The following is an 11,833-nucleotide window of genomic DNA, read 5'->3' on the forward strand; positions in this document are numbered from 1 at the left end:
TAATGCTCCTTATCTCGCCACCATGCCGAGGGTGCGCGCCGCCAGCGCGTCACGGGCAGGGGTCAGGATTTCCATCGCCATCAAACCAACGTTACGGCCCGCCACCAGCGGTGCCCAACGGTTGGCAAACAGATGTACCAACCCATCGGTCACGCCGATGGTGGCGGATTTATCTTCGCTACGCCGCGCCTGGTAACGGCACAGCAACGCATAATCACCCGGGTCTGCCGCCGTCGCCAGCATCTCAGCCAACGTCATTACGTCGCGCATCCCAAGGTTAAAACCCTGTCCGGCGATCGGGTGCAGCGTTTGCGCGGCATTCCCCACCAGCGCCAGACGGTGCGATACCGCGCGCGAAGCCGTGGTGAGCGACAGCGGGTAGGCGCTGCGTTTCCCGGCCTGGGTAATTCGCCCGAGCCGCCAGCCAAAAGCTTTCTGCAATTCATCGCAAAAACGCGCATCTGACCAGCTCAGTACGTCATCCTGCTGTTCCAGTGCATGACACCAGACCAGCGAACAACGCCCTTTCGACATCGGCAGCATCGCCAGCGGGCCAGAAGCGGTAAAACGCTCGAACGCGCGGCCTTCGTGCGGCAGCGCGGTAGTAATATTGGCAATCACCGCCAGCTGCTGATACGGCTGCTGCTGCCAGTGAATACCGCACTGTTCGCCCAGCGCCGAACGCGAACCGTCGGCGGCCACCAGCAGTTTACCCTGCAGGATCTCACCACCGTCGAGCGTCACGCTGACACCGTCTTCGCTACGGGTAAATTCAGTGACGCGAGCCGGGCAGTGCAGCGTCACACCCGGCGCTTTACGCAACAGAGCAAACAGGCGCTGGCCGACGTCGTGCAGTTCCACTACCTGCCCGAGCGCAGGAAGACGATAATCTTCGGCATCGAGAGTGACGAAACCGGCATGACCGCGATCGCTGACGTGAACGGTCTCAATTGCCGTCGCGCAGTCGCGAATAGCCTGCCAGACGCCAATGCGCTCAAGCTGCTGACAGGTGCCCGCCGCCAGCGCAATAGCACGGCCATCAAACCCTGGATGCTGCTGGCTCTCAGGCGCTACCGCTTCAATCAGATGCACCGGCATTTTCCCGCCGCTCTGCTGCGATATTGCCAGCGCCAGCGTCGCGCCGGTCATGCCTCCGCCGACGATGATAATACTCATACGGCTTTCGCTGCGGCCATCAGCGCCTCGATGTCATCGGCATGCTTCACGACGCTCGCGGTCAGGTTTTCATTACCGTCGGCAGTGATAACGATGTCATCTTCAATACGGATCCCAATGCCGCGATATTCAGCGGGCACCTCGGCGTCGTGAGCGATATACAAGCCCGGTTCAACGGTCAGTACCATCCCCGGTTCGAGTACGCGTGAACGGTCAACGCCGTACTCACCGACATCATGCACATCCAGCCCCAGCCAGTGGCTCAGGCCATGCATGAAGAATTTGCGATGGGCGTTCTCCGCGAAGAGCTGATCGACATCGCCTTTGAGCAGACCAAGCTTCACAAGCCCATTAATCATGATGCGCACCACTTCGCTGGTCACTTCCGCAATCGTCGTACCCGGACGATAGCGGGCGAGCGCATGCTCAAGCGAAGCCAGCACGATGTCGTAAATCTCACGCTGCGCTGGGGTAAATTTACCGTTCACCGGGAAGGTGCGCGAAATATCACCGGCGTAACCTTTATATTCACAGCCCGCGTCGATCAGCACCAGGTCACCGTCGTTAAGTGCCGCCTCGTTCTCGGTGTAATGCAGAATACAGCCGTTAACCCCGCCTGCGACGATGGTGTTATAGGACGGATAACGCGCACCATGACGGGTAAATTCGTGGTGGATCTCGCCCTCCAGCTGGAACTCCATTATTCCAGGTCGACACTTTTCCATCGCCCGGCGATGTGCCAGCGCGCTTATCTCACCTGCCCGGCGCAGTATGGCTATCTCTTCTGCCGATTTGAACAGGCGCATCTCGTGCACCAGCGGTCGCCAGTCGACGACCGACGCCGGGGCCGTCAGATTCTGACGGGATCCTTTACGCAGTTTATCCAGCGCGCGGAAGACGATTTCATCAGCCCAGGCGTATTCACCCTGAGCAAAATAGATGGCGTCGAGTCCGTTTAACAACTGATAAAGCTGCTGATTGATTTCACTGAAGGCTAGCGCCCGATCGACACCCAGCGCCTGTGGTGCCGCTTCCTGACCCAGACGACGCCCAAACCAAATCTCCGCGGTCAGGTCGCGAACCCGGTTAAACAGCACGCTGTGGTTGTGGGTTTCGTCGCTTTTCACCAGCACCAGTACTGCTTCCGGCTCGTTAAATCCGGTGAAGTACCAGAAGTCGCTGTTCTGGCGGTACGGGTATTCCGTATCCGCACTGCGAATCGCCTCGGGGGCGGCGAAAATCAGCGCCGCACTGCCGGGCTGCATCTGCGCCAGAAGAGCCTGGCGTCGACGGTCAAATTCCTGCTGGGTCATGACGCCTCCAGTGTTATTTTTTTCTTAGTGCAGGGTTGGCTTGCGTACTTCCGGGGCCGTTGGCTGCGGACGCGCGAAGGTGTCGTGGCACAGCAGCGCCGCAACGCGCACGTACTCAACAATCTCTTCAAGCGACATCTCAAGCTCTTCCTGATCTTCTTCTTCGTCGTAACCGAGCTGGGCAATATTGCGCAGATCGTCAATCGCTTCGCCGGTTTCGCCTTTTATCTTATCCAGACGCGGCTGCGTCACGCCAAGACCGAGCAGGAAGTGGTTAACCCAGCCGGCCAGCGCATCGGCGCGATCGAACACCGTCGCGTCGTCGCCATCAGGCAGATAAAGCTGAAAAAGGAAGCCGTCGTCTTCCAGCGCATCGCTGGTAGCGGCATGCATTTTACGCAGCGATTCGGACAGATCGTGGCTGAAGGCCAGACCTTCGTTAGTGAGGTCGTGAACCAGCGGCTGCCAGCTGCTGTCGTTGTTTCCGCCACAGAGGATCCCACTCAGCAAACCGTGCATTTCGGCAGGGGTTAAGCCCACACCCTGTTGATTCAATAACTGGTTCAGGTCGTTGTAACCAGGCATTTCGTTCTGTATAGACATGCGCATTCATCGTCGTTGGGGGGAATATCGTGATATGCTACCACTTTGGACCCTGGTGATACCAGAAAAGGGCTTGTATCTTCATACCAGGGTAGCTATAGTGTCGCCCCTTCGCAGACCCGGTCAGGGTGTGAAGGCCGCGCAGTCAATCAGCAGGAAGGTGGCATGTCTGCACAACCCGTCGATATCCAAATTTTTGGCCGTTCACTGCGAGTGAATTGCCCGCCTGAACAAAGGGATGCCCTTCAACAGGCCGCGGACGATCTGAATCAGCGGTTGCAAGATCTGAAAGAACGCACTAGAGTCACAAATACTGAGCAACTGGTCTTTATTGCCGCGCTGAATATCAGCTATGAGTTGACTCAGGAAAAGGTGAAAACCCGCGATTACGCCTCCAGTATGGAGCAGCGTATTCGGATGTTACAGCAGACCATAGAACAAGCATTGCTTGACCAGGGTCGCATAACAGAAAGAACGGGACAAAAGATTGAATAACACTTCATGGTCACCTGTGGTAGAGTAACCCTGAAGACAAAATTTCTCTGAGATGTTCGCAAGCGGGCCAGTCCCCTGAGCCGATATTTCATACCACAAGAATGTGGCGCTCCACGATTGGTGAGCATGCTCGGTCCGTCCGAGAAGCCTTAAAATTGTGACGACGCATTCACCTTGAACCAAGGGTTCAAGGGTTACAGCCTGCGGCGGCATCTCGGAGATTCCCTCTTTCTTCCACTACCATGCATCATGACGCAACTTCCTGAAGTCACGATATCCCGACAGTCACTTCGCCAGACCATCCGGCAACGCCGTCGTTCGCTCAATAGTTCCCAACAACAGCACTTTGCCCAACAGGCCGCCGCCCGCATGATGGCGTATCCGCCGTTAGTAATGGCCCATACCGTTGCGGTGTTTTTATCCTTTGACGGTGAGCTTGACACCCAGCCGCTGATTGAGCAGCTGTGGCGGGCAGGCAAACGTGTTTACCTTCCGGTAATTCACCCCTTCAGCCCCGGCAATCTGCTGTTTTTACACTATCATCCACACAGTGAACTGGTGGTGAATCAGTTTAAGATCCGCGAACCTGCGCTTGACGTGCGTGACGTTCTTCCGCTGGCGGAACTCGATGTGCTGATTGTGCCTCTGGTGGCGTTTGATGCCGAGGGGCAGCGTCTGGGAATGGGGGGCGGATTCTACGACCGGACTCTGCAAAACTATCACCAGCACGGTACTCAGCCCGTGGGCTATGCCCATGACTGCCAGCAGGTTGCAGCGATCCCGGCCGAAGCCTGGGATATTCCACTGCCTGCGGTCATCACGCCGTCAAAAGTGTGGCAGTTTTAAATCCCTCCCCCGACGGGAGAGGGATTGAGAGAGATTAGTACAGCATACGGGCGCGGATAGTCCCCGGGATCGCCTTCATGCTCAGCAGCGCTTTCTGCGCCACATCTTCTTCCGCTTCAATATCAATAACCACATAGCCCATCTGCGGCGTTGTCTGCAGGTACTGCGCGGCAATGTTGACGCCCTGATCGGCAAAAATCTGGTTCAGCACGGTCAGTACGCCCGGACGGTTTTCGTGGATGTGCAGCAGGCGACGCCCGCCGTGCAGCGGCAGTGAAACTTCCGGGAAGTTAACGGCGGAGAGCGTAGAGCCATTATCAGAGTACTTCGCGAGTTTCCCCGCCACCTCAAGACCAATGTTTTCCTGCGCTTCCTGGGTTGAGCCGCCAATATGCGGCGTCAGGATCACGTTATCAAACTCACACAGCGGTGAGTTGAACGGATCGCTGTTGGTGGCAGGCTCCGTCGGGAAGACGTCAATCGCCGCCCCGGCCAGATGTTTGCTCGCCAGCGCATCGCACAGCGCCGGGATATCCACCACGGTGCCGCGAGAGGCGTTAATCAGCAGCGAGCCCGGCTTCATCAGCGCCAGCTCATGCGGCCCCATCAGGTTTTTAGTGGAGGCATTTTCCGGCACGTGCAGAGTGACCACATCGCTCATGTTCAGCAGATCGGAGAGGTGCTGAACCTGGGTGGCATTGCCGAGCGGTAGTTTGTTTTCGATATCATAGAAAAAGACGTGCATGCCGAGCGATTCCGCCAGGATACCAAGCTGGGTACCAATGTGGCCGTAGCCAATGATCCCAAGCTTTTTGCCGCGAGCTTCAAAGCAACCTACAGCCTGCTTGTTCCACAGACCCCGGTGGGCTTTGGCGTTGGCCTCCGGTACGCCGCGCAGCAGCAGCAGAAGTTCACCGATAACCAGTTCTGCCACCGAGCGGGTATTGGAGAACGGGGCGTTGAACACCGGGATACCCCGGCTGGCCGCTGCCATCAGGTCAACCTGGTTGGTGCCAATGCAGAAGCAGCCGACGGCCACCAGTTTCTCCGCCGCCTGGAAGATCTCTTCGGTCAGATGGGTGCGGGAACGCAGGCCAATGAAGTGGGCATCACGGATCGACTCTTTCAGTTGCTCAGGATCGAGTGCACCTTTGTGAAACTCGATGTTGGTGTAACCTGCGGCACGAAGATTATCCACCGCTTTCTGGTGTACGCCTTCAACCAACAGAAACTTAATCTTGTCTTTTTCCAGTGATACCTTAGCCATTTCCCCGCCCTGTCTTTCTGCTTGTGATGTTGTCTTGTGTTGTGTTGAACGAAAGTCCGTCTAAGCAACATATCAAAAAAAACTATCGCGGCAATATGAACGTTTGCGTCAGGCATTTGAGGAAATGTCATACAGGGGGAAAAGGCAGGAGAAAATGCTAATGCAGAGAAATATGACAGAATGATTAACAGATGCGCTAACAAAATGTGACAGAAGTCACCAAATATCACCAGGCAAAAATTTTTACGGGAGGACAATGCCTCCCGTCAGATCATTTCACGATGGTTTTGACGCCGTCGGCGGTGCCAATCAGCGCAACATCTGCACCACGGTTGGCGAACAGACCGACCGTCACCACGCCCGGAATGCCGTTGATGGCATTTTCCATCGCGACAGGATCGAGGATTTCCATCCCGTGCACGTCGAGGATCACGTTACCGTTGTCGGTCACTACGCCCTGACGATATTCCGGACGGCCACCGAGTCTCACCAGCTCACGCGCTACGGCGCTGCGGGCCATCGGGATCACTTCAACCGGCAGCGGGAAGTTGCCCAGAATATCGACCTGCTTGGAGGAGTCCGCGATGCAGATAAACTTGTCTGCGACAGATGCGATAATCTTTTCGCGAGTCAAAGCCGCGCCGCCGCCCTTAATCATCTGCATGTGGCCGTTAATTTCGTCGGCACCGTCGACGTAAATCCCCAGACGGTCAACTTCGTTAAGATCGAATACGGTGATACCGAGGCTTTTCAGTTTCTCGGTAGAAGCGTCCGAACTGGAAACCGCCCCTTCAATCTGCCCTTTCATGGTGCCCAGCGCGTCAATAAAATGCGCCGCCGTGGACCCCGTACCGACACCAACGATGGTGCCCGGTTGTACATACTGAAGTGCTGCCCAGCCTACTGCTTTTTTCAGTTCATCCTGCGTCATGATTCTTACCCATGGAGTGATTAGGTGCGGGCATTATAAAACATTACCGGAAAGCATGTGTCATGCCAGCTCACCAATTTGGTCTGTATCAAAGACAAATTTATGTCATAGTGCGAACAACAGACATCACAGGAGTTAGCCAGATCTGATGAAACGACCTGACTACAGAACACTACAGGCGCTGGATGCGGTCATCCGGGAACGAGGCTTCGAGCGCGCCGCGCAGAAGCTGTGTATTACCCAGTCCGCCGTTTCGCAGCGTATTAAGCAGCTGGAGAACATGTTCGGCCAGCCATTGCTGGTGCGTACCGTTCCCCCCCGCCCGACCGAGCAGGGACAAAAGCTGCTGGCGCTGCTGCGTCAGGTTGAACTCCTGGAAGAGGAATGGCTGGGGGATGAACAAACCGGCTCAACCCCGCTGCTGCTTTCGCTGGCGGTCAACGCCGACAGCCTGGCCACCTGGCTGCTGCCTGCGCTGGCGGGCGTACTGGCAAACTCCCCTATCCGCCTGAATTTACAGGTGGAAGACGAAACGCGCACTCAGGAGCGCCTGCGTCGGGGTGAAGTGGTAGGCGCTGTGAGTATTCAGCCCCAGGCGCTGCCAAGCTGTCTGGTGGATCAACTCGGGGCGCTGGACTACCTGTTCGTTGCCTCAAAGCCTTTTGCCGAGCGCTATTTCCCGAACGGCGTCACCCGCGCATCGCTGCTGAAAGCCCCCGTCGTCGCTTTCGATCATCTCGACGACATGCATCAGGCGTTTTTGCAGCAGCACTTCGATCTGCCGCCGGGCAGCGTGCCGTGCCACATCGTGAACTCGTCGGAAGCCTTCGTGCAGCTGGCACGTCAAAGCACCACCTGCTGTATGATCCCGCATCTGCAAATTGAAAAGGAGCTGGCCTCTGGCGAACTTATCGATCTGACCCCAGGTCTGTTCCAGCGCCGGATGCTCTACTGGCATCGTTTTGCGCCAGAAAGCCGCATGATGCGCCGGGTTACCGACGCGCTCGTGGAATATGGCCACAAAGTCCTGCGTCAGAATTAAGCCGTTTATCGCCGGATAACGCGTGGTTATCCGGCTCCCGCCTTTTCACGTTATCTCCACCACGTCTTTGAAATCCATCACAAAATAAAATACAGCACGCGGCAAAAAACGACGCCCTGTTAGCTATTTTTTGCTGGCGACAAGCCCGCTGAAAGAGCTCACCGTATTCGCAAATATTCAAATTATTGCGTAATACGGAGCAAAAAATGGTTAACACGCTGGAATGGCAAAAACTCGCCAACAAAGAGCTCAGCAGACGGGAACAAACCGTGGCATCGCTGGAACGGCAAACGGCGGAAGGGATTGCCATCAAGCCACTGTATACCGAAGCCGATCTCGATAATCTGGAAGTCACCGGCACGCTCCCCGGCCTGCCGCCCTACGTCCGCGGCCCGCGCGCCACGATGTATACCGCCCAGCCATGGACAATTCGTCAGTATGCCGGGTTCTCCACCGCCAAAGAGTCCAACGCATTTTACCGCCGTAACCTCGCCGCCGGACAAAAAGGGCTTTCAGTCGCCTTTGACCTTGCCACTCACCGAGGCTATGACTCTGACAACCCGCGCGTGGCGGGCGATGTCGGCAAAGCGGGGGTGGCGATTGATACCGTCGAAGACATGAAGGTGCTGTTCGACCAGATCCCGCTGGATAAGATGTCCGTATCAATGACCATGAACGGTGCGGTATTGCCGGTGATGGCGTTTTATATCGTGGCAGCCCAGGAGCAAGGCGTTACGCCAGAGCAGCTGACCGGGACTATCCAGAACGATATTCTGAAAGAGTATCTGTGCCGCAACACCTACATTTATCCACCCAAACCCTCGATGCGCATTATCGCCGACATCATTGCCTGGTGTTCGGGCAACATGCCGCGCTTTAACACCATCAGCATCAGTGGGTATCACATGGGTGAAGCCGGCGCCAACTGCGTACAGCAGGTCGCTTTCACCCTGGCCGACGGCATTGAATATATTAAAGCCGCGCTGTCTGCCGGGCTGAAAATTGACGACTTCGCCCCACGTCTGTCGTTCTTTTTTGGCATCGGCATGGATCTGTTTATGAACGTCGCGATGCTGCGCGCCGCCCGCTATCTGTGGAGCGAAGCGGTGAGTAGTTTTGGCGCCACCAACCCGAAATCCTTAGCCCTGCGCACCCATTGCCAGACCTCAGGCTGGAGCCTGACCGAGCAGGATCCCTATAACAACGTGGTCCGTACCACCATTGAGGCGCTCGGTGCCACGCTCGGCGGGACACAGTCTCTGCATACCAATGCCTTTGATGAGGCGCTTGGTCTGCCTACGGATTTCTCGGCCCGCATCGCGCGTAATACTCAGATAATCATCCAGGAAGAGTCAGAGATCTGCCGCACCGTCGATCCACTGGCGGGATCGTATTACGTCGAATCACTCACCGATCAGATCGTTAAGCAGGCGCGCACCATCATCCAACAGATTGATGAGGCTGGAGGGATGGCGAAGGCGATCGAGGCCGGGCTCCCCAAACGCATGATTGAAGAAGCCTCGGCGCGCGAACAGTCGCTGATCGACCAGGGCAAGCGGGTCATCGTCGGCGTCAACAAGTACAAGCTGGATAAAGAAGACGAAACCGCGGTGCTGGAAATCGACAACGTGAAAGTGCGCAACGAGCAGATTGCCTCGTTGCAGCATATCCGCGCCACTCGCGATAACGCTGCCGTCAAAAATGCGCTAACGGCGCTGACCCACGCGGCGCAACATCATGAAAACCTGCTGGCCGCCGCCGTTGAAGCCGCACGCGTTCGCGCCACGCTCGGGGAAATTTCCGACGCGCTGGAAACCGCCTTTGACCGCTATCTGGTCCCTAGCCAGTGCGTTACCGGCGTGATTGCGCAAAGCTACCATCAGTCTGATAAATCGGCTGACGAGTTCGATGCCATTCTTGCGCAAACGGATCGATTCCTGGAAGAGAACGGTCGTCGCCCACGCATTTTGATCGCCAAAATGGGCCAGGATGGCCACGATCGCGGTGCAAAAGTGATCGCCAGCGCCTACTCCGATCTTGGTTTCGATGTCGATCTCAGCCCGATGTTCTCGACACCGGAAGAGATTGCTCGCCTGGCAGTAGAAAATGATGTCCATGTCATCGGCGCCTCATCGCTGGCCGCAGGCCATAAGACATTGATTCCACAGCTGGTTACAGCCCTCAAAGCGTGGGGTCGTGAGGATATCTGCGTGGTGGCAGGCGGTGTGATCCCTCCACAGGATTATGCTTTTTTGCACGAGCGCGGCGTTGCGGCCATTTACGGCCCCGGCACCCCGATGCTCGATAGCGTCCGCGATGTACTCACCCGCATCAGCCAGCATCATGATTAACGCCACCACGCTTGCGGATTCCGTCCGTCTCCTGCGTCTGGGCGATCGCGCCACGCTCGCCCAGGCCATGACGCTGGTTGAAAGCCATCATCCTCGTCACCAGGCGCTAAGCACACAGCTGCTGGACGCCATTATGCCGTTCACCGGTCGCGCCCTGCGCCTGGGGATCACCGGCACGCCGGGCGCGGGGAAAAGCACCTTTCTGGAAGTCTTCGGGATGCTGCTGATTCGTCGGGGATTGCGGGTCGCCGTGATTGCGGTCGATCCCAGCAGTCCGGTCAGCGGCGGCAGCATTCTTGGCGACAAAACCAGGATGACCCAGCTGGCGCGCGCAGAGGGAGCCTTCATTCGCCCGGTACCGTCCAGCGGACATTTAGGGGGCGCCAGCCAGCGCGCACGCGAGCTCATGCTGCTCTGCGAGGCGGCAAACTTCGACGTGGTGATTGTCGAGACCGTCGGCGTCGGGCAGTCCGAAACCGAAGTTGCCCATATGGTCGACTGCTTTATTTCGTTACAGACAGCAGGCGGCGGCGATGAGATCCAGGGCATTAAAAAAGGGCTTATGGAGATGGCAGATCTGATTGTCATCAACAAGGATGACGGGGATAACCGCAACCAGGTCGCCATTGCCCGCCATATGTACGAATCCGCCCTGCACATTCTGCGCCGCAAATATGACGAGTGGCAGCCACGGGTTCTGACCTGTAGCGCACTCGAAAAACGCGGTATCGAGGAAGTCTGGCAAGCGATATCCGACTTTCAGACACGTCTTACCGACAGCGGTCGGCTCAAAAAAAACCGTCAGCTGCAGGCCGTGGACTGGTTGCAAAAGCAGACCGAAGAAGAAGCGCTACACCTGCTCTTTGCCCACGCTGACTTCAAACGCTATTTCCAGCAAACGCTGCTGTCAGTGAAAAAAAATGACCTTTCGCCGCGCGCCGGTTTGCGGCATATCAGCGAATTTATCCAGCATCATTACTTTGAATAAAGAGAACATTATGTCTTATCACTACGTCAAGGTTGTTATCATTCAGAAAGTTGCGGTCATTGAATTCAATTATGCCCGCAAGCTTAACGCGCTGAGCAAAGTGTTTATTGACGATCTCACCAGGGCACTCAGCGATCTCAATCGCCCTGAAATTCGCTGCATCATTTTGCGCGCCCCGAGCGGAGCAAAAGTGTTCTCTGCCGGGCATGACATTCACGAGCTGCCCACCGGACGTCGCGATCCGCTCTCCTATGACGATCCGCTACGCCAGATAACCCGCATGATCCAAAAATACCCCAAACCGGTGATCTCGATGGTCGAGGGCAGCGTCTGGGGCGGCGCTTTTGAAATGATCATGAGTTCCGATCTGATCATCGCCGCCGAAACCTCAACGTTCTCAATGACCCCGGTCAACCTCGGTGTGCCATATAACCTGGTGGGTATTCACAACCTGACCCGCGATGCGGGTTTCCATATCGTTAAAGAGCTGATTTTCACCGCCCTGCCGATCTCCGCGCAGCGCGCGCTGGCGGTCGGCATTCTCAACCACGTCGTCGATGCCGAAGAGCTGGAGGATTTCACCCTGCAGATGGCGCACCACATCTCGGAAAAAGCGCCGCTGGCAATTGCGGTCATTAAGGAAGAGCTGCGCGTCCTTGGCGAAGCGCACACCATGAACTCCGATGAATTTGAACGCATTCAGGGTATGCGTCGCGCCGTTTACGACAGCGATGATTATCAGGAAGGGATGAACGCGTTTCTGGGAAAACGTAAACCCAATTTTGTCGGCCATTAATACCGTTTAGCGGGAGGAGACGGGC

General features: G+C 56.6%; 11 protein-coding genes and 1 other RNA gene. 7 read left to right on the forward strand and 5 right to left on the reverse strand.

What is annotated here, in order from left to right; all coding sequences use genetic code 11:
• Positions 1-9: 9 nt before the first annotated feature.
• The 3 genes from ubiH to C7387_RS13110 are packed head-to-tail and all read right to left on the reverse strand — an operon-like array spanning position 10 to position 3,092.
• Positions 10-1,176 (reverse strand): 2-octaprenyl-6-methoxyphenyl hydroxylase, encoded by a 1,167-nt coding sequence (gene ubiH, locus C7387_RS13100; RefSeq protein ID WP_038255509.1) that lies wholly within the window; start codon positions 1,174-1,176, stop codon positions 10-12.
• Positions 1,173-2,489 (reverse strand): Xaa-Pro aminopeptidase, encoded by a 1,317-nt coding sequence (gene pepP / locus C7387_RS13105; RefSeq protein ID WP_120816843.1) that lies wholly within the window; start codon positions 2,487-2,489, stop codon positions 1,173-1,175. The genes ubiH and pepP overlap by 4 nt, the downstream gene beginning before the upstream one ends.
• 24 nt (positions 2,490-2,513) lie before the next feature.
• Positions 2,514-3,092 carry a YecA/YgfB family protein gene (locus C7387_RS13110; RefSeq protein WP_087943250.1) on the reverse strand — a complete coding sequence of 193 codons (579 nt, stop codon included), beginning with the start codon at positions 3,090-3,092 and terminating at the stop codon, positions 2,514-2,516.
• 165 nt (positions 3,093-3,257) lie between these two features.
• Here C7387_RS13110 and zapA point away from each other — a divergent pair, with 165 nt between their 5' ends.
• The 3 genes from zapA (at position 3,258) to C7387_RS13125 (ending at position 4,433) form a co-directional block, all read left to right on the forward strand.
• A complete protein-coding gene (gene zapA, locus C7387_RS13115) occupies positions 3,258-3,587 on the forward strand; it encodes a cell division protein ZapA (protein ID WP_006818392.1) in 330 nt (109 codons plus the stop codon).
• Positions 3,588-3,628: 41 nt separating this feature from the next.
• A non-coding RNA gene (gene ssrS / locus C7387_RS13120) (6S RNA) lies at positions 3,629-3,812 on the forward strand.
• Between the two features lie 24 nt (positions 3,813-3,836).
• Positions 3,837-4,433, forward strand: a complete 597-nt coding sequence (locus tag C7387_RS13125; protein WP_120816844.1) for a 5-formyltetrahydrofolate cyclo-ligase — start codon at positions 3,837-3,839, stop codon at positions 4,431-4,433.
• Positions 4,434-4,467: 34 nt separating this feature from the next.
• On the opposite strand, the gene serA is transcribed toward C7387_RS13125, so the two are convergent.
• Positions 4,468-5,700 (reverse strand): phosphoglycerate dehydrogenase, encoded by a 1,233-nt coding sequence (gene serA / locus C7387_RS13130; protein ID WP_006818390.1) that lies wholly within the window; start codon positions 5,698-5,700, stop codon positions 4,468-4,470.
• A 271-nt stretch (positions 5,701-5,971) separates the two neighbouring features.
• A complete protein-coding gene (gene rpiA / locus C7387_RS13135) occupies positions 5,972-6,631 on the reverse strand; it encodes a ribose-5-phosphate isomerase RpiA (RefSeq protein WP_006818389.1) in 660 nt (219 codons plus the stop codon).
• A 148-nt stretch (positions 6,632-6,779) separates the two neighbouring features.
• Between rpiA and argP the strand changes: the two genes are divergently transcribed.
• The 4 genes from argP to scpB all read left to right on the forward strand — a co-directional run bounded on the left by argP (position 6,780) and on the right by scpB (position 11,808).
• Positions 6,780-7,673, forward strand: coding sequence for a DNA-binding transcriptional regulator ArgP (argP, locus tag C7387_RS13140; RefSeq protein ID WP_006818388.1), 894 nt, complete (start codon positions 6,780-6,782; stop codon positions 7,671-7,673).
• 206 nt (positions 7,674-7,879) lie between these two features.
• Entirely contained in the window at positions 7,880-10,024 is a 2,145-nt protein-coding gene (gene scpA, locus C7387_RS13150; RefSeq protein WP_006818387.1) for a methylmalonyl-CoA mutase, read from the forward strand.
• Positions 10,017-11,012: a methylmalonyl Co-A mutase-associated GTPase MeaB gene (meaB, locus tag C7387_RS13155; RefSeq protein WP_120816845.1), complete on the forward strand. Its 996-nt coding sequence runs from the start codon at positions 10,017-10,019 to the stop codon at positions 11,010-11,012. Before scpA ends, meaB begins: the two co-directional genes overlap by 8 nt.
• Positions 11,013-11,022: 10 nt before the next feature.
• A complete protein-coding gene (gene scpB, locus C7387_RS13160; protein WP_120816846.1) occupies positions 11,023-11,808 on the forward strand; it encodes a methylmalonyl-CoA decarboxylase in 786 nt (261 codons plus the stop codon).
• The last annotated feature ends 25 nt before the right edge of the window (positions 11,809-11,833 follow it).

It is taken from the genome of Yokenella regensburgei (assembly GCF_003634235.1).
Taxonomy (GTDB): domain Bacteria; phylum Pseudomonadota; class Gammaproteobacteria; order Enterobacterales; family Enterobacteriaceae; genus Yokenella; species Yokenella regensburgei.